Annotated in this window: 24 protein-coding genes; 4 read left to right on the top strand and 20 right to left on the bottom strand. The window is 62.0% G+C overall.

Annotated features, from left to right (window positions below; genetic code table 11):
• Nucleotides 1-13 precede the first annotated feature (13 nt).
• Nucleotides 14-1,432 carry an FAD-dependent oxidoreductase gene (locus HU765_RS07760; RefSeq protein ID WP_007909438.1) on the top strand — a complete coding sequence of 473 codons (1,419 nt, stop codon included), beginning with the start codon at nt 14-16 and terminating at the stop codon, nt 1,430-1,432.
• A 242-nt stretch (nt 1,433-1,674) separates the two neighbouring features.
• Nucleotides 1,675-2,742, top strand: coding sequence for a uroporphyrinogen decarboxylase (hemE, locus tag HU765_RS07755; protein WP_186619626.1), 1,068 nt, complete (start codon nt 1,675-1,677; stop codon nt 2,740-2,742).
• A gap of 176 nt (nt 2,743-2,918) precedes the next feature.
• Here hemE and HU765_RS07750 read toward each other — a convergent pair whose 3' ends face one another.
• Nucleotides 2,919-4,190: an MFS transporter gene (locus tag HU765_RS07750; RefSeq protein ID WP_186619625.1), complete on the bottom strand. Its 1,272-nt coding sequence runs from the start codon at nt 4,188-4,190 to the stop codon at nt 2,919-2,921.
• Between the two features lie 118 nt (nt 4,191-4,308).
• Between HU765_RS07750 and HU765_RS07745 the strand changes: the two genes are divergently transcribed.
• Nucleotides 4,309-5,211, top strand: coding sequence for a LysR family transcriptional regulator (locus HU765_RS07745; RefSeq protein ID WP_186619624.1), 903 nt, complete (start codon nt 4,309-4,311; stop codon nt 5,209-5,211).
• Between the two features lie 143 nt (nt 5,212-5,354).
• Here HU765_RS07745 and HU765_RS07740 read toward each other — a convergent pair whose 3' ends face one another.
• Nucleotides 5,355-5,792: an excinuclease gene (locus tag HU765_RS07740; RefSeq protein ID WP_186619623.1), complete on the bottom strand. Its 438-nt coding sequence runs from the start codon at nt 5,790-5,792 to the stop codon at nt 5,355-5,357.
• A 186-nt stretch (nt 5,793-5,978) separates the two neighbouring features.
• On the opposite strand from HU765_RS07740, the gene HU765_RS07735 reads away from it, so the two are divergent.
• Nucleotides 5,979-6,362, top strand: a complete 384-nt coding sequence (locus tag HU765_RS07735) for a type II toxin-antitoxin system PemK/MazF family toxin (RefSeq protein WP_186549507.1) — start codon at nt 5,979-5,981, stop codon at nt 6,360-6,362.
• 213 nt (nt 6,363-6,575) lie between these two features.
• Here the strand turns inward: HU765_RS07735 and HU765_RS07730 are convergent, their stop codons facing one another.
• From HU765_RS07730 to HU765_RS07645, 18 genes are all read right to left on the bottom strand, one after another.
• Complete coding sequence (locus tag HU765_RS07730; RefSeq protein WP_186549499.1) at nt 6,576-7,379, bottom strand: hypothetical protein; 804 nt, start codon at nt 7,377-7,379, stop codon at nt 6,576-6,578.
• A gap of 25 nt (nt 7,380-7,404) precedes the next feature.
• Nucleotides 7,405-8,631, bottom strand: a complete 1,227-nt coding sequence (locus HU765_RS07725; RefSeq protein WP_186619622.1) for a beta-ketoacyl-ACP synthase — start codon at nt 8,629-8,631, stop codon at nt 7,405-7,407.
• Nucleotides 8,631-9,359, bottom strand: coding sequence for a 3-oxoacyl-ACP reductase FabG (fabG, locus tag HU765_RS07720; protein ID WP_186619621.1), 729 nt, complete (start codon nt 9,357-9,359; stop codon nt 8,631-8,633). Before fabG ends, HU765_RS07725 begins: the two co-directional genes overlap by 1 nt.
• On the bottom strand, nt 9,352-9,816 hold the full coding sequence (locus tag HU765_RS07715; protein ID WP_186619620.1) for a hotdog family protein: 465 nt from the start codon (nt 9,814-9,816) through the stop codon (nt 9,352-9,354). The genes fabG and HU765_RS07715 overlap by 8 nt, the downstream gene beginning before the upstream one ends.
• On the bottom strand, nt 9,813-11,009 hold the full coding sequence (locus tag HU765_RS07710) for a beta-ketoacyl-[acyl-carrier-protein] synthase family protein (RefSeq protein WP_186619619.1): 1,197 nt from the start codon (nt 11,007-11,009) through the stop codon (nt 9,813-9,815). Before HU765_RS07710 ends, HU765_RS07715 begins: the two co-directional genes overlap by 4 nt.
• Entirely contained in the window at nt 11,006-11,488 is a 483-nt protein-coding gene (locus HU765_RS07705) for a hypothetical protein (protein WP_186619618.1), read from the bottom strand. The genes HU765_RS07710 and HU765_RS07705 overlap by 4 nt, the downstream gene beginning before the upstream one ends.
• Nucleotides 11,489-11,598: 110 nt before the next feature.
• The gene (locus HU765_RS07700; RefSeq protein WP_186619617.1) at nt 11,599-12,324 is read right to left on the bottom strand and encodes a class I SAM-dependent methyltransferase; all 726 of its coding nucleotides are present in this window, start codon (nt 12,322-12,324) and stop codon (nt 11,599-11,601) included.
• Nucleotides 12,321-13,568: a tryptophan 7-halogenase gene (locus tag HU765_RS07695; RefSeq protein WP_186619616.1), complete on the bottom strand. Its 1,248-nt coding sequence runs from the start codon at nt 13,566-13,568 to the stop codon at nt 12,321-12,323. Before HU765_RS07695 ends, HU765_RS07700 begins: the two co-directional genes overlap by 4 nt.
• A complete protein-coding gene (locus HU765_RS07690) occupies nt 13,555-14,718 on the bottom strand; it encodes a sodium:proton antiporter (protein WP_186619615.1) in 1,164 nt (387 codons plus the stop codon). The genes HU765_RS07695 and HU765_RS07690 overlap by 14 nt, the downstream gene beginning before the upstream one ends.
• A complete protein-coding gene (locus HU765_RS07685) occupies nt 14,715-17,045 on the bottom strand; it encodes an MMPL family transporter (RefSeq protein WP_186619614.1) in 2,331 nt (776 codons plus the stop codon). The genes HU765_RS07690 and HU765_RS07685 overlap by 4 nt, the downstream gene beginning before the upstream one ends.
• Nucleotides 17,029-17,631 carry an outer membrane lipoprotein carrier protein LolA gene (locus HU765_RS07680; RefSeq protein ID WP_186619613.1) on the bottom strand — a complete coding sequence of 201 codons (603 nt, stop codon included), beginning with the start codon at nt 17,629-17,631 and terminating at the stop codon, nt 17,029-17,031. Before HU765_RS07680 ends, HU765_RS07685 begins: the two co-directional genes overlap by 17 nt.
• Nucleotides 17,628-18,053 (bottom strand): acyl-CoA thioesterase, encoded by a 426-nt coding sequence (locus HU765_RS07675; protein ID WP_186619612.1) that lies wholly within the window; start codon nt 18,051-18,053, stop codon nt 17,628-17,630. The genes HU765_RS07680 and HU765_RS07675 overlap by 4 nt, the downstream gene beginning before the upstream one ends.
• Nucleotides 18,046-19,590 carry an aromatic amino acid ammonia-lyase gene (locus tag HU765_RS07670; protein ID WP_186619611.1) on the bottom strand — a complete coding sequence of 515 codons (1,545 nt, stop codon included), beginning with the start codon at nt 19,588-19,590 and terminating at the stop codon, nt 18,046-18,048. Before HU765_RS07670 ends, HU765_RS07675 begins: the two co-directional genes overlap by 8 nt.
• The gene (locus tag HU765_RS07665; RefSeq protein WP_186549478.1) at nt 19,571-20,518 is read right to left on the bottom strand and encodes a glycosyl transferase; all 948 of its coding nucleotides are present in this window, start codon (nt 20,516-20,518) and stop codon (nt 19,571-19,573) included. Before HU765_RS07665 ends, HU765_RS07670 begins: the two co-directional genes overlap by 20 nt.
• Nucleotides 20,515-21,249, bottom strand: coding sequence for a glycosyltransferase family 2 protein (locus HU765_RS07660; protein WP_186619610.1), 735 nt, complete (start codon nt 21,247-21,249; stop codon nt 20,515-20,517). Before HU765_RS07660 ends, HU765_RS07665 begins: the two co-directional genes overlap by 4 nt.
• A 128-nt stretch (nt 21,250-21,377) precedes the next feature.
• Entirely contained in the window at nt 21,378-23,057 is a 1,680-nt protein-coding gene (locus HU765_RS07655) for an acyl-CoA synthetase family protein (RefSeq protein WP_186619609.1), read from the bottom strand.
• Nucleotides 23,054-23,599 (bottom strand): hypothetical protein, encoded by a 546-nt coding sequence (locus HU765_RS07650; protein ID WP_186619608.1) that lies wholly within the window; start codon nt 23,597-23,599, stop codon nt 23,054-23,056. The genes HU765_RS07655 and HU765_RS07650 overlap by 4 nt, the downstream gene beginning before the upstream one ends.
• Nucleotides 23,596-23,850 carry an acyl carrier protein gene (locus tag HU765_RS07645; protein WP_186549470.1) on the bottom strand — a complete coding sequence of 85 codons (255 nt, stop codon included), beginning with the start codon at nt 23,848-23,850 and terminating at the stop codon, nt 23,596-23,598. Before HU765_RS07645 ends, HU765_RS07650 begins: the two co-directional genes overlap by 4 nt.
• Between the last annotated feature and the right edge of the window lie 9 nt (nt 23,851-23,859).

The raw sequence follows: 23,859 nt of genomic DNA, 5'->3' as shown, positions 1-23,859 counted from the left end.
TGAGGTTTTAACAATGGCTGAACGTCTGAATAACGACTTCCAGTTCATCGATGTCGGGCGCAAGGATCCGAAGAAGAAACTGTTGCGTCAACGCAAGAAAGAGTTCGTCGAGATCTACGAACCGTTCAAACCCCAGCAGTCGGCCGATCAGGCTCACCGCTGCCTGGGCTGCGGCAACCCGTATTGCGAATGGAAGTGCCCGGTGCACAACTTCATTCCCAACTGGTTGAAACTGGTCGCCGAGGGCAACATCCTCCAGGCCGCCGAGCTGTCGCACCAGACCAACACCCTGCCGGAAGTCTGCGGCAGGGTGTGTCCCCAGGACCGTCTGTGCGAGGGTGCCTGCACCCTCAACGACGGTTTCGGTGCGGTGACCATCGGTTCGGTCGAGAAGTACATCACCGACACCGCGTTCGCCATGGGCTGGCGTCCGGACATGTCCAAGGTCAAACCGACCGGCAAGCGTGTCGCGATCATTGGCGCCGGCCCGGCGGGTCTGGGTTGTGCCGACGTGCTGGTGCGCGGCGGCGTGACCCCGGTGGTGTTCGACAAGAACCCGGAAATCGGCGGCTTGCTGACCTTCGGCATCCCCGAGTTCAAACTGGAAAAGACCGTGCTGAGCAATCGTCGCGAAGTCTTCACCGGCATGGGCATCGAGTTCCGTCTCAACACCGAAGTCGGCAAAGACGTGACCATGGAACAACTGCTCGCCGAGTACGATGCGGTGTTCATGGGCATGGGGACTTACACCTACATGAAGGGCGGCTTTGCCGGTGAGGATCTGCCGGGCGTTTACGACGCGCTGGACTTCCTGATCGCCAACGTCAACCGCAACCTGGGCTTTGAAAAGTCGCCGGAAGATTTCGTCGACATGAAAGGCAAGAAAGTTGTAGTGCTGGGTGGCGGCGACACGGCGATGGACTGCAACCGCACCTCGATTCGCCAGGGCGCCAAGTCGGTGACCTGTGCTTACCGTCGTGACGAAGCGAACATGCCTGGTTCGCGCAAAGAGGTGAAGAACGCCAAGGAAGAAGGGGTGAAATTCCTCTACAACCGTCAGCCGATCGCCATCGTCGGTGAAGACAAGGTCGAAGGCGTCAAAGTGGTCGAGACCCGTCTCGGCGAACCGGACGCCCGTGGCCGTCGCAGCCCCGAGCCGATTCCCGGTTCCGAAGAAATCATCCCGGCCGACGCCGTGGTCATCGCGTTCGGTTTCCGCCCGAGCCCGGCGCCGTGGTTCGAGCAGTTCGAGATCCAGACCGACAGCCAGGGCCGCGTTGTTGCGCCTGAGCAAGGTCAGTACAAGCACCAGACCAGCAACCCGAAAATCTTCGCGGGTGGCGACATGGTGCGCGGTTCCGACCTGGTGGTGACGGCGATCTTCGAAGGGCGTAATGCGGCTGAAGGGATCCTCGATTACCTGGGCGTCTGATTACATTTCAATCTGAAATGCGATCAAAAATGTGGGAGCGGGCTTGCTCGCGAATGCGGTGTATCAGTCACCCGATGTGTCGACTGACCCACCACTTTCGCGAGCAAGCCCGCTCCCACACTGGTTTCTGCGTGTTCAAGACAACGCGACAAATTGACCCGATAGACAAAAGGCTGACCCACATCCGTGCCTTTTGCCTCGCGCTCTGAGAAAATGCCCGCACTTTTTTTCCGGATGCCGACATGACTGCCCTGAAGAACGACCGCTTCCTCCGCGCCCTGCTCAAGCAACCCGTTGACGTCACCCCAGTGTGGATGATGCGCCAGGCCGGTCGCTACCTGCCGGAATACCGCGCCAGCCGGGCCCACGCCGGCGACTTCATGAGCCTGTGCATGAATCCGGAATTCGCCTGCGAAGTCACCCTGCAACCCCTCGACCGCTATCCGCAACTGGACGCGGCGATCCTGTTTTCCGACATCCTCACCATTCCCGATGCCATGGGCCAAGGTCTGTACTTTGAGACAGGTGAAGGTCCGCGTTTCAAAAAAGTCGTCAGCACAATGGCTGATATCGAAGCCCTGCCGATCCCTGATCCACACAAGGATCTCGGCTACGTCATGGACGCAGTCAGCACTATCCGTCGCGAACTCAACGGTCGTGTGCCGCTGATCGGTTTCTCCGGCAGCCCATGGACGCTGGCGACCTACATGGTCGAAGGCGGTTCGTCGAAAGACTTCCGCAAGACCAAAGCGATGCTCTACGACAACCCGCAAGCCATGCACCTGCTGCTGGATAAACTGGCGCAATCGGTGACGTCGTACCTCAACGGCCAGATCCAGGCCGGTGCGCAAGCAGTACAGATTTTCGACACTTGGGGCGGTAACCTGTCGGCGGCGGCGTATCAGGAATTCTCGCTGGCCTACATGAAGAAAATCGTCAGCGGCCTGATCCGCGAGCACGACGGCCGCAAAGTGCCAGTGATCCTCTTCACCAAGAACGGCGGCCTGTGGCTGGAAAGCATCGCCGAGGCTGGTGCCGACGCACTGGGCCTGGACTGGACCTGCGACATCGGCAACGCCCGCGCCCGTGTCGGCGACAAGGTCGCGCTGCAAGGCAACATGGACCCGACCGTGCTCTACGCCAAACCGGAAGCGATCCGCACCGAAGTCGGGCGCATCCTGGCCAGCTACGGCAAGGGCAGCGGCCACGTGTTCAACCTCGGCCATGGCATCACGCCTGAGGTTGATCCGGAACACGCCGGCGCATTCCTTCGCGCGGTGCATGAGCTGTCGGCGCAGTATCACGAGTGATCGAAGCCCAATAAAAAACGCCCGGCTAACTGTCGGGCGTTTTTGTTTCCACGATCCAACGTCGGATATAGATCACCTGTGGGAGGGGGCTTGCTCCCGAAAGCGGTGGTTCAGCAACATCTTCCCCGACTGACCTATCGCATTCGGGAGCAAGCTCCCTTCCACAAGGTTTCGTGTCAGGCTTTGGCTCCGCCGAGAGGCGGCAACTTCGCCAGCTTCAACGCCACCAGCAACGCAATCAGCAACAACGCGCCGATAAACAGGCCAATCCCGTTCCACCCGCCCAAATGCCAGAACACCCCGCCCGCCGTCCCGGCAATGCTCGACCCGGCGTAATAACTGAACAGATACAGCGACGACGCCTGGCCCTTGGCAGTTAGCGCGCGCCGACCGATCCAGCTGCTCGCCACCGAGTGCGCGGCAAAGAAGCCGAAGGTGAACACCAGCATGCCGACGATCACCAGCAACAACGAGGTGAACATCGTCAGTGCCAGCCCGGCGAACATCAGCGCAATCGTCGCCCAGAGCACTTTGCGCCGCCCGAGTTTATCCGCCAGTGAACCGATTTTCGCCGAGCTGTAGATCCCCGACAGGTACACCACCGAGAGCAAGCCGACATACACCTGATCAAGGTTGTACGGCGCCGTCAGCAAGCGGTAGCCGATGTAGTTGAACAGCGTGACAAACGCGCCCATCAACACAAACGCTTCGAGAAACAGCAACGGCAGGCCGGCGTCGCGAAAGTGCAGGGTGAAGCCCTCAAGCAGACTGCGCGGGTGTAGCGAGCGGGCGCGGAAGTTGCGCGACTCCGGGAGGATCTTCCAGAACACCGCCGCAGCGATAAGCGCCAGTCCACCGATCACCAGCATCGCCGTGTGCCAGCTGACGAAGTCGATCAGCACCCCGGTGATCAAGCGTCCGCTCATCCCGCCAATCGCGTTGCCGCCGATGTACAAGCCCATCGCCAGACCGATGTGCTGTGGATGAATTTCTTCGCTGAGATAGGTCATCGCGACCGCTGCCAGGCCGCTCAACGACAAGCCGATCAGCGCGCGCATGATCAGCACGCCGTGCCAGCTCGGCATCATCGAACTGGCGAGGGTGCACAGCGCGGCGGCAAACAGTGCCGTCACCATCACCGGTTTGCGCCCGATGCGATCGGAAATCGGCCCGGTGATCAACAGACCGAAGGCCAGCATGCCGGTTGCCACTGACAGAATGAGGCTGCTCTGCGCCGCATTGATCCCGTATTCGTGGGACAGCAACGGCATCATCGGCTGCACGCAATAGAGCAGCGCGAAGGTGGCGAACCCACCGCAGAACAGCGCCAGTACCGTGCGCATAAACGCCGGGGTGCCTTTTTCAATGTAGATATCTTGCAGCTCGGCGATTGCGTCGTCGGCAGCGGGTGGGACTTCGTGGGCAAGGGGCGCGACAGCAGTTTTCACTTCAGACCTCGGAAAGCACAGCCGGGCAGGCAATGAAAAAATCATATAGCTGGCTAATGTTTCTATCCAATATATTGTTCGACCTGTTTGATAGCTTTAACGACTTATTGAGGTTTGCATGGAATTGCGTCATTTGCGCTACTTCATCGCCGTCGCCGAAGAACTGCATTTCGGCCGCGCCGCACAGGTGCTGGGCATCTCCCAACCACCGCTGAGCCAGCAGATTCAGGCGCTGGAGCAAGAAGTCGGCGCGCGTCTGTTTGAAAGAACCAATCGTCGGGTTGAACTCAGCGAGGCCGGTCGCTTGTTTCTGCAAGAGGCGCGGCTGGTGCTGGCCCAAGTCGATAAAGCGGCGGATGTTGCGCGTCGGGCGCAGTTGGGCGAACTGGGGGAGTTGAAGATTGGCTTCACCTCGTCGGCGCCGTTCAATTCGACGATTCCTCAGGCGATCTTTTCCTTTCGCCAGCGCTTCCCGGCGGTACATCTGAACCTGCGCGAGATGAGCAGCACGATGGTTGCCGATGCCTTGGTCGATCAGTCAATCGAAGTCGGCATCATGCGCCCGCTGGGCTTGCCGGATTCGCTAAGCGTCGTGGAGTTGATGCGGGAGCCGTTGGTGGCGGTGCTCAGTTCGAAACATCCTTTGGCCCAGGGCAGCGAGGAAGGTCTGTTTCTCTCGGCGCTGGCGCTTGAGCCCTTCGTGTTTTTCCCGCGCAGCTATGGCAGCGGTCTCTATGCGCAATTGCTGAGCCTGGCCCGTGACGCTGGCTTCAGCCCACACTTTGCCCAAGAGGCCGGCGAGGCAATGACCATCATCGGTCTGGTGGCGGCAGGTCTGGGGGTGTCGGTGCTGCCGGCGTCCTATCAGCGCATGCGCATCGACGGCGTGGTCTATCGCCCGCTGCTCGATCCCGAGGCAATTTCGGCGGTGTGGCTGGTGCAGCGCAAGGATCAGAAATCGCCGATGGCCAAGGCGTTTGTCGAACTGCTCACGCGCAAAGTTGAGCCTCTGACTGTGTGAAGGCCGCTGGCGCTTTCGCGAGCAGGCTCGCTCCCACATTTGATTTCGGGTGAAAACAGAAATTGTGTATGGCCCCTATCCCATGTGGGAGCGAGCCTGCTCGCGAAGAGGCCAGAAGCAACACCCCAGACATTCAGTTGCCACTAAGGCAACCGCACCAAATCCCCCCTCAACGCCACCCGCGTGACAAAAATCCCCGCCCGGCACTCGTACGTATTCAAATCCTTGCGCACCCGTTGGTCGTAGTAACTGACAATATTGACCACTGCATTCGCCCCGACCCGCTTGGCATCGGCCTGCAACTTGATCAGGTTCGACTGCAACACCCACTCGCAGGATCGCTGGTCGCTCTTGTTGAAACCATTGGTTTTCAGGTCGCTGATCACACCGCGGCGCAACAACTGCTGAGTGCCCTGCGGCCCGTTACCGATCAGGTAAAACTTCAAGCTGCCATCGAGTCGCCCGGCACGAATCGCGTCCGACAGCACGGTTTCGAAAGGCATGTACATCAGGTTCGTGGCGTGGCTGGCGCTGGGCAATAACGAGAAAAACGCAGAGGCGATCAGGGCTTTCACTTGCATGGTCATCTCCTTTGACAATGAAAGAGAACCGCGAATGCAGGTATTACGTTGTGGCCTGCTTAAGCGAGTGTAGATGCTGCAAGGGAGTAAGAGGTGTGCAGAGAGCTACATTTCCCGTAACGGATCTGTCTTAGGGGAACGCTCTATTTTTGCGCAGAATCGCTTCTTTTTCAGTGAGTGCCACGGATGCCACTTCGTTACCAGCCCAAGGAGGGCAGCGTGCTTATTTGCGATTTCAGAGGTTATGAAGTGCCTGAAATGGTCAAGGTGAGACCAGTCGTCGTGCTACGTAGACACCGCAGCAATAGTCTATTGGTAACTGTCGTGCCCTTGAGCACTACAGCACCTGATTGTCTGCTTGATCACCATCTTGAACTGGCGAGTCATCTACACGGCGCCAATCCGAAATGTTGGGCCAAATGTGACATGGTGGCTACGGTCAGCCTTTCACGGCTCGACCGAATTAAAAGTCGAGATCGTACAGGTAGGCGCGTCTATCTGATTTCACATCTCGCAATAGAAGAGTTTTACGCCATCAAAGCCGCAGTGAAAAAGGCATTGGGACTGTGATGGCTCTGAATATGGCACCGAAAGGCGAACTGCCAGCCGTTGTCTGCCGGTGTATTTCAAGCAATACTGCCTGCGTTCCCGAAAGGGGCTTGTGAGACTCTGAGGATCCTGGGCAACCAGCCATCGCAGAGCCAGGCAGGTAACCGGTCATGACAAGCCAACCTGTCTGTGAAAGGGCGCCGAATGGCGCCCTTTGTCGTTTCTACTGCCCTATCAATCAACGTGCGCCAAATCACCACGCAACGCCACGCTCGACACCACCAGCCCGGCCCGGCACTGGAATTTTTCGGTGTCTTTGTACAGGTCGCGCTGGTCGACGCTGGCGATGTTGATCACGGCGTTGGCGTCGGCCTTCTTCGCGGCGTCCTGCAGTGTCGCCAGGGCTGATTGCAGGGCCCAGAAGCAGGCGTCTTCGTCGGATTTGTTCGAACCGTTGGTCTTGCGGCTGCTGCTCACGGTATCGAGTTTGCGCACCTGTTTTGGCAGGGTTTCGCCCGCCAGATAGAACTTCACGCTGCCGTCGAGCAGGCCGGCGTCGGTGGCGCGTTTGACGCCCTCGCGAAAGCTCAGGTAAGTCGGTTCGTCGGCGCCCTGTTTGATGATGCCAAGGTTGTTCACGTACTCGATGTCCGGGTTGATCGACAGCTCTTTCAGCACGTTGTCGCGCAGGCGGTTGACCCAGCGGTTGTAGTTGCCGTGGATTTTGCCGTCCTTGGCGTTGAGGCCGTAGCTGCTGCGGTAGTCGATTTCGAACGAGGTCGGGGTGAACGGAATATCGACTTCGGCGTGATGGCGACCGCGGACGGTGATGGCGGCCTTGATCATGCCCGGACGCACCGATTGCACGACCCATTGACGGTCGTTCAGTGCGGTGACGATCGCGCGGCTCATCTGTTGCTGGGTGAAGCCCAGGTTCGGCGAGAACTCTTCCTTGGCGTTATACACCGGTTTGCTGGTGCATCCGCCGAGTACAAAGGCCAGGGCCAGCAGGGCGGCGATGCGGTAAAACTGGGTCATTCCCTTCACTCCAAATGTCTTGCGGTCAGTGCCAGCGGCGGAAAATCAACGAGGTGTTGACGCCACCAAAAGCGAAATTGTTGTTCATCACGTAGTCGTGATGCATCTGGCGGAATTCGCCGCGCAGGTAGTCGAGCTTGCCGCAGTGCGGGTCGACCTCGTCGAGGTTGAACGTGTGCACGTACTCGTCGCGATTTAGCATCTCGATGCTGAACCATGACTCCAGCGCGCCGCAGGCTCCCAGCGTGTGGCCAAGGAAGCTTTTCTGCGAACTGATCGGCATGCGTTCACCGAACAGACTGCTGGTAGCCAGTGTTTCGGCAATGTCGCCCTGTTCTGTAGCCGTGCCGTGGCCATTGACATAACCGATGGCCTCCGGCGCCAGCCCGGCGTCTTCCAGCGCCAGCTCCATGGCGCGACGCATGGTCAGCTGTTCCGGGCGGGTGGTGTGCTGGCCATCGGCGTTGCTGCCGAAACCGACGATTTCGGCGTGGATATGCGCGCCACGGGCGAGGGCGTGTTCAAGCTCCTCAAGAACCAGCATGCCGCCACCTTCGCCAATGACCAGGCCGTCGCGGCCCTTGTCGTACGGGCGTGGGCTGGTCTGCGGTGCATCATTTTTCAAACTGGTAGCGTAGAGCGCGTCGAAGACCATGGCTTCGGTCGGGCACAGCTCTTCGGCGCCGCCGGCGAGCATCAACGGCAAGCGCCCGAACTTGATCGCCTCGTAGGCGTAGCCGATGCCCTGGCTGCCGCTGGTGCAGGCGCTGGACGTCGGAATCAGGCGCCCGGTGAGGCCGAAGAAGATGCTGATATTGGCAGCGGTGGTGTGCGGCATCATCCGCACGTACGAGTTGGCATTCAGCCCCTCGGCTACCGAGTTGAGCAGCATATTGCCGAAGGCTTTGATTTCGTCAGTGCTGCCAGTGGACGAGCCGCAAGCAACGCCCATGCGCCCGTCCTTGATCGACTCGTCACCGAGCAGGCCAGCGTCGGCCAGGGCTTGTTCCGCCGCGCCGACCGCCAGTCGCGACACCCGGCCCATGCTGCGCAGTTGCTTGCGCGTCCAGTGTGCCGGTACCACGAAGTCATCGATCGGCCCGGCCAGGCGCGTGTTGAGTTCGCTGAAGCGGTCCCACTCGTCCATCCGGCGAATGCCACTGCGATTGGCCGCAAAGTTGCTGGCGATGGTTGCCCAGTCGCTGCCCAGCGAGGTGATGCCGGCCATGCCGGTGACGACGACGCGCTTCATCAGCACAGGCCTCCGTTGACCGCCAGGACCTGGCGGGTGATGTACGAGGCTTCCGCCGACATCAGGAAATTCACCGCGGCGGCCACTTCTTCAGGGCTGCCCATGCGTTGCGCGGGGATCATTTTCATCAGTTCTTCCACCGGCACGTTTTCGTCGAGCATGGCCGTGTCGATCAGCCCCGGCGCGACGCAGTTAACCGTGATTTTGCGCTTGCCCAGCTCGATCGCCAACGCTTTCGCCGCGCCGATCACGCCGGCCTTCGATGCGCTGTAATTGACCTGGCCGCGATTGCCGATCAGCCCGGACACGGAGGTGATGCAGACGATGCGCCCGGCGGCGCGACGGCGGATCATCGGCATGATCAGCGGATGCAAAACGTTGTAGAAACCGTCAAGGTTGGTGCGCAGGACAACGTCCCAATCGTCATCGCTCAACGCCGGAAATGCACCATCGCGGGTCAGCCCGGCGTTGAGCACCACGCCGTAATAGGCGCCATGATTTTCGACATCGGCTTCGAGAATGCTTTTGCAGGTTTCACGGTCGGCGACATCGAATTGCAGAACGCGCGCCTTACGTCCCAACGCTTCGATTTCAGCCTGCACCGCCTGGGCTTCGCTCATGCCACTGCGGCAATGCAGGACGATGTCGTGCCCGGCTTGCGCCAGACGCAGGGCAGTGGCGCGGCCGATGCCACGGCTGGAGCCGGTGACCAGTACGGATTCAGTCATCGTTCGACTCCTTGGTTTGTTGCAGATATTGGTTGGCTTCGGGCGGACGGAACACGTTCAGCCGGGCGCTGGCATGAATGCCGTCGCCGTTGATATGGCATTCGAAAACGCCCATGCCGTTGTCGTCCTCCAGCGAGCGCAGGCCATGAATGGTCAACTCGCTGCCTGGCGGAAACGCCTCGACATTGCACTCGAATTTGCGCGTGCCGAGCAGGAAACCCAGTTCGACCGGGTTGCCCTTTTGTCGCGCATGGCAACCGGCGAAGGCGGCGACGCTTTGCGCCATCAGCTCGACCCCGACCCACGCCGGCAGGCTGCCGTCGGGCAGGTTGAACAGACCCTCGGCTTTGACGGTGAGAGTTGTGCAGATTTGCTCGTCATCGAAACTGAGGACCTTGTCGATGAGAATCATGTCGCCCGCATGGGGCAGCAGTTCGGCGAGCGGCCAGGCAATCATGGGGCGTCTCCGATAATCAGGCTGACGTTGTTGCCGCCGAAGGCAAACGAGTTGCTCATCAGGTAGCGCGGTGCAATGGACGTCAGGCGGTCGCGGGCGGTCACCCACTTGAGCGCCGGCAGTTGGCTGTCGGCGTGTCCGTCCCAGACGTGTGGCGGCAAGGCGTCAGTGGGGTTGGCGGCGCTCAGGCTCAGCCAGCAGAACGCCGCTTCCAGCGCACCGGCCGCGCCGAGGGTATGGCCGGTCATCGGTTTGGTCGACGAACAGGCCACGCCTTCGGGGAACAGCGTGGCAACCGCCAGGCTTTCCATGGCGTCGTTGTGTTGGGTGGCGGTGCCGTGCAGGTTCAGGTAATGAATTTGCGCTGCTTGCAACTGGGCGCGGCTCAGGGCTTTCTGCATCGCTTGCAGCGCGCCGCGCCCACTCGGCTCCGGCGCGGAAATATGGTGCGCATCGGAACTGGCGCCGGCACCGAGCAAGGCGATGGCCGGGCCGTCGCCCGGCTGCCGGCTCATCACGAACAACACGGCGGCCTCGCCGATGTTGATGCCGTTGCGATTGGCCGAGAACGGATTGCAGCGCTCGTCGCAGACTGCTTCCAGCGCAGAGAAACCATTGAGGGTCAGCTTGCACAGACTGTCGACACCGCCGCACAGCACCGCGTCGCACAGGCCCAGATCAAGCAGGCGTTGCGCGCTCATCAGCGCCCGGGCGCTGGACGTGCAGGCGGTGGAAATTACGTAGGCCGGGCCGCTCAGTTGCAGCCAGTCTGCGAGGAAATTCGCCGGAGCGCCGAGTTCCTGCTGGCGGTAATCGTATTGCGCGGGAAATTGCTGTTCGCGAATGTAATGCGCCAGACCGCGGCTGGCCTCGTCGATGCCGGAAGTGCTGGTGCCCAGCACCACACCGATGCGCTCAGGTCCGTAGGTCTGGATCGCGCGGTCGATGTCGTCACGGATCTGCAGCGCGGCCTCCAGCAGCAGTTGATTGTTGCGGCTGCTTTGGTCGGCCAGTTGCGCAGGGATCGGCGCCAGATCGCCGCGCACGGCGGCCACCGGCAACGTCCGTTCGGCCACCCAGCCGGACTCGCGGCGCATCCCCGAGCAGTCGCCGGCGAACAGGTTGCGTGCGACTTCAGACTTGTCGCGGCCCAGCGCGCAGATCACGCCGAGGGCATTCAGGTAAGCGGTCATGGCGTCGATTCACCTAACTGGGAAACGCGATAATGCGGGCCTTCGGGCAGGATCAATTGAAAACTCAACGATTGTGCATAACGGACGTCCCAGCGCGCAGGCAAGGAGCGATGTTCGGCCTGTCGTTGCGCGTCAGGATAGTTGCGCAGCAGCTCGGCGGACGGCGTCAGGGCGAACAGCAACGCCGCAAACAGCTCGCGCGCTTCCTCATTGGGCGGCAGCAAGCCATCGGCCTGCCAGTGTCCATCGATCAACTGCTGACGCGCCTGGGGAATGCCCAGCGGGTCCATCATCGACCAGCGAATACCGGCACCTTCACGCTGGATCACCAGCAGCCAGTCCTGGCGCTGTCCGGCTTGCTCGCGTTCGATGTGCAGTTGCAGCGGCAGGGGCAGTGTTGGTTCGGCCGCTGGCAGCGGTGGCTGGCCGGCGCAGGCGCTGAGCAAAAGAGCGCAGAACACCATCATCAGCCATGCCACAACCCTTGTAGGAGTGAGCCTGCTCGCGATAGCGGTCATGCATTCAAAATAGTCATTGGCTGACCCACCGCTATCGCGAGCAGGCTCACTCCTACAGGTTATGCGTTGCATCAGATAGCACCCGCAAGCGGCTTGCGCGCCACGACATTCACCAGGGTTTCCTCGCGCTGGCCAAACGGTTTCGGCTTGCACAACCCGAACCGCTCCAGCAAGCCAAAATCCGTCGACCGACTCCACCACAAATACGGGTACGAGACATTGCCCTCGTCAAATTCAAAACCCTGCTCGCGAATCATCTCTAGATACTCAGCGGCGCTCTTCTGCACCTGCATCGGATGGCGGAACAGCCAGCGAATCACCCAGGTATCAATGTAAGCCTCGGTGGATTCGGCGAACAGCAGATAACCGCCGGGCTTGAGCACCCGATAAAACTCGGCCAGCGCCTTTTCCTGCTCCACCAGATGGTGAAAGGTCTGGTGACAGAACAACAGGTCGACACTGGCGTCCGCGACCTTGAGCGTCGCGCAGTCGCTGCCGATCAGCTCGACGTCCAGGCCCAGACGCGCGGCTTCCTCGGCGCTCAGCGCCAGGCTGTGCGGGTCGGCGTCGATGCCGATCAGCCGCTGCGGGGCGAAGGTCTGGCGCAAATGGCCGAACGACTTGCCCTGGCCGCAGCCGGCGTCCAGCAGCACGGGGTGTTCCGGCAACGCTGCGCTGAACAGCCCGCACAAATCGTTGATCGCCACGCGCAACACATGGTGCTGCCAGGTGTGGCTGCGCAGGAACCAGAAACCGAAGCGGGTTTCTTCGACGTAGCTGTCGCTCAAGTAGTTCATGGGGCGTCCTTTGCACAGAGTTCGGAAATCATTTTCAAACGGCGACGGGCTTCGCTGACAAACGGGTTGCGTTCGTCCCAGGCGTAGCCAGCGAGGATCGAGCAGATCATCCGACGAATCTGTTCCTGACTGTCCTCGAAAAAGATCACGTCCTGGAACGTACCGGCGTACCAGCCTTCGACGTAACAGCGGAAGGTGTCGACGCCGCGTTTCAGCGGCTCGGCAAACTCGCGTTGCCAGTCGACGGTCTCACCTTGCAGCTGTCGATGCAGCACCGCCGCCGCCATGCTCGCCGAACGCATGGCGATGGTCACCCCGGAGGAGAACACCGGGTCGAGGAATTCTGCCGCGTTGCCCAGCAGCGCAAAGCCCGGACCGTGAAGGGTCTTGACGTTGGCCGCGTAGCCGCCGAGGGTGCGCGCCGGTATGTCCCAGACCGCGTTGTTCAGCACCTTGGCGAGGCTCGGGGTCTCGGCGATGAAACTGCGCAGGCAGGCGTCCAGATCGCTGTCGCGGCCATTGAAGTGCTCGGCGGCCGCCACTACACCCACCGAGCAACGCCCGTTGCTGAACGGGATCGTCCAGAACCAGATATCGCGGTGCAGCGGGTGGGTGGTCACGAGGATTTTATCGCGGTCGAACGCCGGGTGGTCGATGTGATCCTCGACATGGGTGAATACGGCCTGGCGCACCGGGAAATTCGACGGCGCTTCAAGATCAAGCAGGCGCGACAACACGCGGCCGTAACCGCTGGCATCGAGGACGAATTCGGCTTCGACGCGGTAGGCGCTGCCGTCTTCGCGGCGCACATCGAGCTGCGGTTGCGCCCGGTCGAAATCGACGCTGACAATTGCATCGCCATAGCGAATTTCCGCGCCCTGCAGCGCTGCCTGATCGGCCAGCAGTTTGTCGAAATCAGCGCGTTGCACCTGGAAGGTGGTCGGTTTGCCATTGGTGAAGGTTTCGCTGAAATCAAACGCGCTGTAGCGCTCGCCCCAAGCGAACGCAGCGCCGGTCTTGCGCTGGAATCCGGCGGCATTGACGGCCTCGAGCATGCCGGCTTCTTCGACAAAATCCAGGCAATGGCTGAGCAGGCTCTCGCCAATGGAAAAGCGTGGAAAATGCTGGCGCTCGATCACCAGCACATCGTGGCCTTTGCGCTTGAGCAAGGCGGCGGCGATAGCGCCGGAAGGGCCGGCGCCGATGATCACGACCTGACGGGATTCCATTTCAACGATTGGCACGTGAGCTCCGGGGCAGAGGATGAGGCAGGTTCAGGGGCGCGCGATGCAGGCCGATCAGCGCCGGCAGCAGCGTTGCGATCAGGCCCATCAGCATCAGCGCGAAGTACAGCGCCGGGGTGATGAGCTGTTGCTGCAGCAGCAGATTGAGAAAGACGATTTCGCTCAGGCCGCGAATGTTCAGCAAGACGCTTTCACGCCAACGGCTGGCGCCGGCGAACGAGGCGCCAGCCCAGCCGAGGCCGAGCCAGTTGCCCAGCAGTTTACTGGCAATCGGCAACAGCAGCAGCGCCGCCCATTGCCCGGCGTCGAGACTGGCGAGAGCACTGTGCACGTCGATCTGGACGATGCCGAAGGTGAGGATCAACGGAATGGCGATCCAGGTCTGCAAACGGCTCATCCAGCGGGCGGGCAGCGGCAGCACCAGCGGCACCTTGAGTACCGCCATGCACAGCAGATAGCCGATGCCGAAAATCAGTGCATTGAGTTTGTAATGCTCGGCCATCACCAGCAGCGCGAAGAACGCGAGGCTGTAGGTCAGCGGACGGCGCATCTGAAGCAGGCGCAACAGCAGCGGCACGCCCGCCATGCCCAGGGGCAGCAACAGACTGCTCAGGTGCAGACTGCCCTGGGCCAGGCCGAACAGGGTCCAGCAGGTCAGGTCGATGAGAATCGCGGTCTGCACCAGGCGCCGGGTAGCGGCGGGCGGGTAATCGATGTGGCGCAAATACAGGTACAACACCGGAATCGCGGTAATCGCGAACACCAGTCCGATTGCCAGCGCGTTGAGCCACGGCTGCGTCGGCAGCAGCCAGGACGCCACGGCCAACCCGCAAGCGAACGGCACGGCGAAACTCGGTACAGCGATTTTTACGCTCTGACGGTCGAGGCGCAGGTCGATGACGTCGCTGAGAATGTGCCCGAGCAGCAAGGCGAAGCTCAGGCTGTAGAGGTTTTTCAGCCAGTGCGGCGCGATCAGTTGCGCGCCGCTGAGCTGCCAGCCCGGCTCGATCCAGAAGTACATCAGCAACGGCAAACCGAAGCTCGCCAGCAGCAACTGACTGACGATCGGAATCAGGCCGAAATGACGGCCGACACGGGTCGCCAGCGCAAACAGCGCCAGGGCCAGTAACCAGAAGCCGAAGACCATCATGATTTTGCCTGCGCGGCAGGTGCATGGCGCCCGGCCCACGGCGCGAGCATGAAGCTGAAGGCCAGACCGAGGCTCACCGACAGACCGAAGTTGCTCACCGCCGGCGTGCTGGACACCGCCAGCAGGCCGAACGACAGCCAAGTCGTCACTGCCGCGAGCAATGTACCGAGCAGACTTACCGCCGCGCCACCGACCTGCTCGCGCATGAGGATCGCGTAATCGACGCTGATCGCCGTCACCAGCAGCAGGCCGAACAGGCTGAACAGGGTCAGCGGCTGACCGAGCCAGCCAAGGCTGGCCAGACTGCACAGCGCCGCCAGCAGCGGCAGGGCGACGATGCGCAGCGCGCCGGTCAGGCCGAACGGCAGAATCAGCACCAGCACGATCAACCCGCAGGAGGCGAGTTTCAGTTCGGCGGCGCTGATCTGCGTAGCGGCGAACACCTTGTTCAGATCACCCAAGCGATCGACCAGCACGACCCCCGGCAAATCCAGCGCCTGCACCCGCAACAAAGATGGATTGTTCAAGCCCTGCAAACTGGTGATCGCCGCGACGCCGTCTTCAGTCGGGCCAAGCCATAGCGTGCGATAAGGCTCGCCGAGCGGGCCGGCCAGCGCTGCGTCGATGTCTTCGGCTGGCAGCGTTTGCAATTGCTGCAATTCGTTTTGCAAAGCCGACGCTGGCACGCCGAGGTCGAGCAGCGGTTGCCAGAACGATGGCAGCTTGTTCAGTGATTCGCGCACGTGCTGCTGCTGGCTTGGCGCGCTGACCAGTTGATCGAGGGCCAGAAAGCCTTGCAGCTTGTCGAGGTTGACCAGTTGTTGCAGCCGCTCGCTCAGCGCCGTCTGGCGCTCGAGCAATTGCTGCTGATCGGCGGCGCGGACGAGGAAGAACTGGCTGGTCGGCTGGTATCCGGTGATGCGCGCGATGGCCTGCGCTTCGTCGGTCAGGTGCTGCGGCGCGCCGACCCACTGGCGGATGTCGTTTTTGCTTTGCAATTGCATCAGGCCGCCGACGCAGAAGGCGATCAGCAGGGCCAGCAGCACGGGTGTGCGAATGCAACCGAGCAGCGCCTCACGCAGATGAATCAGGCGTTCGGCCAGGCGCAGCGGCCATTGCGCCGGACGCAGTTCGACATTTTTCAGCAACGCCGGCAGCAGGCAGACCGCCGACAGATAGGCGCCGAGCAAACCGGCGGCGGAGAACACCGCTATCTGCGTCAGTGCCGGGAACGGTGTCCAGGCCAACGCCAGATAACCGATGACGCTGGTGATCAGGCTCAGCGTCAGTCCCGGCAAGGTCAGGCGCAGGGCTGGCCAGCTGCGCCAAGGCTTGAGGCTCCAGCTCTTGGACAGGTAGTGCAGCGGGTAATCCACGGCCACGCCGATCAGACTCGAGCCGAGCACCAGCGTCATCACGTGCATATGGCCGAACAGCGCCACGCACGCCACCGCGCCAAACAGCATGCCCACCACTACCGGCACGAATGCCAGCAACACGCGCCAGCGACGAAACGCCAGCAGCAGCAACAGCAGAATGCCAGCCGTCGCGCCGCCGCCCACCCAGGTCATTTCTCGCGTGGCTTGTTGCTGGCCGTTGGCGGCGTACAGCAGGCCACTCGCGGCGAGCAACTGCACGTTGGCCTGCGCTACCTGTTCGCGACTGTGCTGGAGCAGATCCGCCACTTGCAGCGGCAGGTTCATGTCGAATGCGTTGCCCGTGGTGCGCGCGCGCAACAGCACCCAGTGCTTGCCGTCGGCTTCGGCGATCAATGCACCGCTGCCGATGTCCAGTTGCACCGCGCCGCGTTGCGGCTGGCTGTTCTGGATACGTCCGGTCAGGCCCAGCCAATCGTCCTGGCTTGGCACCAGAGTGAAGCCGCTGAACGGGTCAAACAGCGCCTGCACGCGTTGCTGAATGAAAACTTCGGGGTGTTCGCTGAGCAGTTGGCGATCATCCGCCGAGAGCATCGCCAAACGCCCTTGCAGCAGTTGCGTGCGCAAGGCTGGCAGGTCCGCTTGCAGGTTCCACTGCACGGACTCGAACAGACCGCTGGCCTGCCATTGCTCGCCCAGCGTTTGCGCCATGGTCAGCGCTTGCTGGCGATCGAGGTGGCCGATCAGCACCAGCATTTCGCGGTTGAGCGGCTCCTGCATGCGCTGTTCGGCGCGCAGTTCGAGGGCATCGGGATGGGTGCCGGGCACCAGCTCCATCAAGTTCGCCGACAGCGGCGCACCGTTGCGCCACTGCCAACCGGCCAGCGCGATGACCGCCAGCAGCAGGATCAGAAACAGCCAGGGCAGTTTGCGTTCACTCGGCAAAGTCATGTTGCTCCGCGTCGCTCAACGGTTGCTCGGCCGTGCTGTCCTGCAGGCGCAGCACGGTGCTGTCGCCTTGGGTTTCCAGCAATTCGATGGTTTGCACCAGCGTGCCGCCATCGATGTTGATCTGGTTGAACACTTGCTTGAGCAGCAGTGAGCGCGGCGTTAGCGTCAGTTTCCATTGCTGTGCCGTGCCGCTCAGGGTCAGCTCGAAATCCCGTTGCAGGCCACTGCTGTCACCTTGCAATACAGCGAGGAACAAACGGTTCTGCTCGGCACCGGCGCTCTTGTTCGGCAGCAGTTGCCAGCCGTTGTTGTCACGCCGGGCGATGCCTTTGCCGGTAATGCGGTAATCCTGTTGCAGTGGGGTTTTCAATAGCCACAACAGACCATGATTTTTCGCCAGGACAAAACGGCCCTTGCTGATCAGCGGTTGCGGCAGGGCGCGCAGGTGTTTCTCCTGAGTGAACTGGCCGTGGATCACGTCCGGTTTCGCCAGTTGCTCGCTGAGCTGTTGCAGGTCGAAGGCGTTGGCCCATGACGATATCGCCAGCAGCGCAAATACGCTCAGACCTTTAAGCAAAACATTCATCGCAGCATCCTTTCCACGGCATCGGTGAAGACTTTCGGTGAAGCCAGTTGCATCTCGCGATTGCTGACGTCGACAGCGACCTGCACCGAGCTGGCGCGGGTCAGGCGTTCGCCGGTGTCCAGGTCGGTGATCAGGTAGTTGATCTTCAGGCGGTTTTCCCACTCGACCAGGCTCGCGCGTACGTTTAACCGTTGACCGAACACCGCGCCGCGCACATAGCGCAATTGCAAGTCGATAATCGGCCAGGCGTAACCGGACTCGACCATGTGCGTGTAGTTGTGGCCGATCTTGTCGAGCAGCGCGCATCGCGCCACTTCCAGGTATTTGACGTAATGCCCGTGCCAGACCACGTGCATGGTGTCGACGTCAAAAAACGGCACGAGAATTTCCGTGTCAGCGTGCAATACCCCGGCGCTACGCATGCAGCCTCCAGTGTTGTGCGGCGATGCGTTGCAGGCACAGGCGCAGCTCGCCTTCCAGCGCACGGTCTTCGATGACCGGCGGGAAGTCTTTGCCGAGTTCTTCGTGCATCGTGGCCAGCGCTGGCGGCAGCGGGCGCGCATCGATGGCTTGAGCGCGCAGCCACACGCCCTGATTGGCGGCGAGCAAGGTGGCGGCGGCGACCTGTTCGGTCAGTTCCAGCACGCGAATCGCATCACGGGCGGCGATAGTGCCCATGCTCACCTTGTCCTGGTTGTGGCACTCGGTGGAACGCGAGAAGACGCTGGCCGGCATGGTGTTCTTCAGCGCTTCGGCGGTCCAGGCGCTGGTGCCGATCTGCACCGCTTTGAAACCGTGATTGATCATCGCCCGGTCCGCTGGGGCGCCGGACAGATTGCTCGGCAAGCCATGGTTGTAGCGCTCATCGACCAGCAGCGCCAGTTGCCGATCAAGCAGGTCGGCGACGTTGGCCACGAGGTTTTTCAGGCTGTCCATGGCGAAGGCGATGTGGCCGCCGTAGAAGTGCCCGCCGTGCAGCACGCGCTCGGCTTCGGCGTCGATGATCGGGTTGTCGTTGGCGCTATTCAGCTCGGTCTCGATGAACGCGCGCAGCCAGTTCAGGCTGTCGGCCAGCACGCCGAGTACATGCGGCGCGCAACGCAACGAGTAGCGGTCCTGCAAACGATGCAGCGGCGCGGTTGGCGCATCGATTGCCAGATCCTTGCGCAGCCACGCGGCCACTTGCATTTGCCCCGGATGCGGCTTGGCGGCGAACAGGCGCTCGTCGAAGTGCTCCGGATTGCCTTGCAGCGCCACCACGTTTAGCGCGGTGATGCGCGTGGCCAGGTGCAGCAGGTAATCGGCGCGGGCGAAAGCCAGGCAGGCGAGGCCGGTCATCACCGCCGTGCCGTTCATCAGCGCCAAGGCTTCTTTCGGGCGCAGTACCAGCGGCGTCCAGCCCAGTTCGCGATGCACGTCGACGGCCTGACGGCGTTCGCCACGGAACATCACTTCGCGTTCGCCGGACAGGGTCGCGGCAACGTAGGACAGCGGCGTCAGGTCGCCGCTGGCGCCAACCGAGCCTTCTTCGGGAATCAGCGGCAGAATGTCGTAGTCAAGGAACGCGTGCAGACGCTCGAGCAACTCGATCCGGACCCCCGACACGCCGTGGCACAGCGACTGCAAACGCGCCGCCAGCACCGCGCGGGTGGCTTGCGCGTCGAGCAGTTTGCCCAGGCCACAACCGTGGAAGGTGTAAAGGTGACGCGGCAGCGCTTCGACGTGATGCAGCGGTACCGCGACCACGCAGGAATCGCCATAACCGGTGGTGACGCCGTAGATCACGCCTTCCTTGTCCAGCAGCGAATCGAGAAAACGCGCGCCCTTGGCGATGCGCTCGCGGTAATCGGCGTCATCCTGCAACCGCACGGGGGCCTGACGGTTGGCCAGGGCCAGCACGTCTTCGATGCGCAATGGGCGTTCGCCGAAGGTTACCGGCTCATGGGTTGGCGTCGTCATCGGTCTTCCAGAAAGGGTAAAAGTTGAACCATTGCTGCGGGGCTTCGAGGCAATAGTGACTCAGGCGCTGCGCGTAGCGGGTGGCCCACTGATGAATGACCTGCTCGCGCTCGCGGCGAGTCCACGCCACCGCATCGGCGAACGGTTCGAGGGTCAGGCGATAATGGCCGTCGGGTTGTTTCAGGCACATCAGCAGATTGACCGGGCACTTGAGCAGCCCGGCCAGCAACCACGGACCTTGCGGAAACGGCGCCGGGTGGCCGAGAAAATCGACGGTCACGCTGCGCCCGCCGTGCAGCGGCACGCGGTCGCCGGCAATCGCCAGCCATTCGCCACGCTCCAGCCGTTCGTGCAGTTGCAGCATGATCACCGGGTCGAGTTCGCTGACCTGAATCAGGCGCAGATTGGTCGCCCCGGCTTCGCCCAGCAAACGGTTGAACTGCTCGGCATGCTTGGTGTGCACCAGCACGTTCATGGTGACTTTTTCGCCGATCTCCGCCAGCGCCCGGCACACTTCGAGATTGCCCAGATGCGCGCCGACCAGCAGTTGCCCGCGACTGCCGCGCAATTGCTTACGCAACAGCGCCGGGTCGATGATTTCAATCTGTTCGATGCGCAGCTTGCCGTTCCACACGTCGAGCTTGTCCAGCAGCGAATCGGCGAACGCCATGAACTGGCCGAACACCCGCCAATGACTCGGACGCAAATTGTCGCGATGACTCCAGTCCGCCAGCCGTTGCTGGTACTGCCAGGCACTGCGCCGGGCGATGCGCCCGAACAGGAAAAAATACAGGACGATGCCGTACAGCAACGGGCTGAGCAGGCGGCGGCCGAGGACTTTGGCGGCGAACGCGGTGAATTTCATCAGCAGGAAACTGCCGCGTTCCTCGCGGTCGGCCCAATGTTTGTTATCGGCGCCTTCGCTCATGGTTTTAACCGCCGCCAGAGGATCACCGGTAAACGCAGCAACATGCCGAAGAACAGTCGCGTGTGCATGCTGGAAATCAGCGCGTTGTCGTGCCACAGACGAAAGTGCGACACGCCGTCCAGCGGGTAATGCACGCGGGTGTGCAACCAGCGCATCGGCTGATTGCGCCAGGCCAGGCGCACGAGAATGTCCGAGTCGAAGTCCATGCGCTTGCCGACTTTCGCCGAGTCGATCACCGCCAGCGTCGGCGCCAGCGGGTAGACACGAAAACCACACATCGAATCACGGATCTGCAACGACAGGGTGTTGATCCACACCATCACATGGGTCAGATAGCGCGCGTACAGGCGACCCTTGGGCACGCTTTCGTCGAACCGCGGGTAGCCGCAGATCATCGCTTGCGGGTACGCGCGGGATGCTTCGACGAAGCGGGCGACATCCTGCAGATCGTGCTGGCCGTCGGCGTCGACCTGCAAGGCATGGCTGAAACCCAGTCGCGCGGCTTCGCGCAAACCGGTCATCACCGCGCCGCCCTTGCCTTGATTGACCGTAAGACGCACCAGAAAGACCTTGTCGCGTCCGGCGAGGGTGTCGAGTACCCGGGCGCAGGAAGGCTCGCTGGCGTCGTCCACCAGAATGCATGGCAGGCCTTGGGCGAGCAGGGCATCGACCACGGTGGTGATCGCGGTTTCGTGGTTGTAGACCGGGATCACGGCGCAAGGGTTATGCATGGAACACATCCCCTTTGTGGCGAGGGAGCTTGCTCCCGCTCGAGTGCGAAGCGCTCGCCTTCGATGGGCTGCCAAAAACGGGTGGGGCTGCTTCGCAACCCAGCGGGAGCAAGCTCCCTCGCCACAGGTTATGCATTGCCAACTCCTAGCAAAATCCGCCCGCTGGAACAGGTCGCCGTGTCGTTGCGATAAGCGAAATACAGTTTGCCGCGCGCCGGATCGAAGCGCAGGTGCAACTGGATTTCATCGCAGGGGCGCACCAGTTGCTGGAATTTCAACACTTCCATGCCGGCAAATGCGCCATCGAGCTTCAGCAATTGCCGGCCCAGGTTCAGCGCCCATTCCACCTGCACGACCCCGGGTAATACCGGCGCCTTGGGAAAGTGGCCGCTGAAATAGGCCAGGTCCGGCGGCACGCTCAATTGCAGGCTCCACTCGCCCTCGGTTTCGCTTTGCTCCAGCACTTCGGGGGCTTTCGGCCGGGCGGCGAGCAGCAACGCTTCGACGGTGGCCTGGGGCAGTTTGCCCTGGCTGTTCAGGGGCAGCTGGCGCAGCAGGCGCCAGCGCCGCGGTAGGGCGAGGGCTTCGCAATGCTGGCTCAGGTGCTTGCGCAGGGTTTCGGTCAGGCCTCGGCGGCCGTGTTCGCGCAATGCAAACAGCCCCGATTCGCTGAGCACCAGCAGAGCGCCGAGCGAGGCGCGGTTTTCCTGCACCACGCCTAGCCGCGCTTCCGCCACCCAGTCATGGGCAACCAGGGCTTGTTCGAGCATGGGCAGCGAGATGCGTTTTTCTTCCAGTTTGACGATGCGGTCCAGCCGGCCCAGCAGTTCGAAACGCCCGTCGGCCTGGACGCGGGCGGCGTCGGCCGTATGCTCGACATGCCCGGCAGGCAAATAAGCTGAGGCGACCAGCAGCGCGCCGTCGCTGTCCTGGCTCAGTTCGACGCCGGCAAATGGCTGCCACAAAGACTCGCCCTGACGCCAGGCAATACCGCCGGTTTCCGAGCTGCCGAGGATTTCCGTCGGCCATTGCTGCAGGCGCTGATGCAGGCTCTGCGCGGCCTCTGGCGGCAGCGCTCCGCCGGAGGAAAACACCCGGCGCACGGCGCTCAAGGCCGGCCAGTCGAGGTTGTCGCCCATGCGCTTGAGCAGCGCCGGGCTGGCGACCCAGGCAAAGGCCGGATATTCGCGGCTGGCACGCTGCAAATCCTCGGGAAACGCCAGTTGCCGGCGCACCAACGAGCGCCCGGCGCACAACGGCCACAGCACTCGAAACAGCAAGCCGTAGATGTGCTGCGTGGCGACACTGCCGATGATGCAGGCCTGGCCGAGGTCTGCGCCCCAGAGTTGCTCCAGCGCCTGGACCTCATTGGCCAGCTGGCGCAGGGTTTTGTCGATGCGCTTGGGTTCGCCGCTGGAGCCGGAGGTGCACAGGCTCAGGCGGCACTGATCGAGGTCCAGTTCGGCGCCCGGCAGCCCGGCTTGGTGAAAGTCGCTCAAGTGCGCGTCGCCAGGCTGATCGGTCAGCCAGCTATCGACTTCACCGGACCAGCGCTGGCGTGTCTGCGCTTGCAGGTCGGCGGGCAGCAACACGCTGGCGCCCGCGCGCCACGCGCCGAGCAGGGCGACGGCCAGATCGGCGGCATCTTCCAGATGCACGGCCAGGCGCTTCACGCCTTGCGCTTGCAGGCCGGCGGCAACACTCAATGCCTGCTCGCACAGTTGCGCATGATCGATGGCCGGTGCGTGGCTGATTGCCCGCGCTGGCACAGCCTTGAGCAACAGCTGCTCAAGTTTTATCCAGTTCATGTACGGCCTCTTACCCGTTGTCGTATCAGCCATTCAATGGCAAACATCAGGCCGATCAATCCATAGGAAATCAGGCCGGTGTACAACATCCACCAGTCCAGCGGCGCCCACAGCGTCAGAAGGGCAGCGCACAAACCGTTGCAAAAGAAAAACACGCTCCAGGCCACCGTGACCTTGCGCGTATAGCGAATGGCAATGTCCGGTAGCTCAGGCTCGCGCAACCGTGCCAGGCGCTCGACCATCGGCGGGCCGTATTTCAGGCTCAGGCTGAACAGCACCAGCATGAACCCGCTGATCAGCACCGGGTACCAGCGCAACAACAGCGGACTGTCGAACAGCGCCAGCAGCAGGCAGAACACGATTGCCGCGCCGGCCATCCACAGGCTGCCGGGTTTGCGCTCGCCGGTCAGCGCCCGCGCCAGCCACAGGCTGCCCAGCAGCAGACCGAACTGCCACGGCGAGAAGTGCTCCATACCGAAATACACCGCAAAGGGGTACAGCAGACCGGCCAGCAGCAGGCCCAGGCCGATCAGTCGGCTCATGTGGCCGGTTGAACCAGACGGAACACCGCCTCGACCACGTCACCGACGGTGCGCACCGACTTGAACTCCTCGGCGGCGATTTTCTTGCCGGTCTGACGTTTGATGTGATCGATCAGATCGACCGCGTCGATGCTGTCGATTTCCAGATCCTGATACAGGTTGGCATCCATGCTGACCCGGCCCGGATCCAGTTCGAACAGTTCGACCAGGGCATCGCGCAGGGTGTTGAAGATATCGTCACGAGTTTGCATGGTCCGGTC

The organism is Pseudomonas sp. SWRI81 (assembly GCF_014268545.1).
Lineage (GTDB): Bacteria > Pseudomonadota > Gammaproteobacteria > Pseudomonadales > Pseudomonadaceae > Aquipseudomonas > Aquipseudomonas hamedanensis.
The sequence above is the reverse complement of the archived record's forward strand: the minus strand, read 5'-3'. Positions and strand labels throughout refer to the sequence as shown.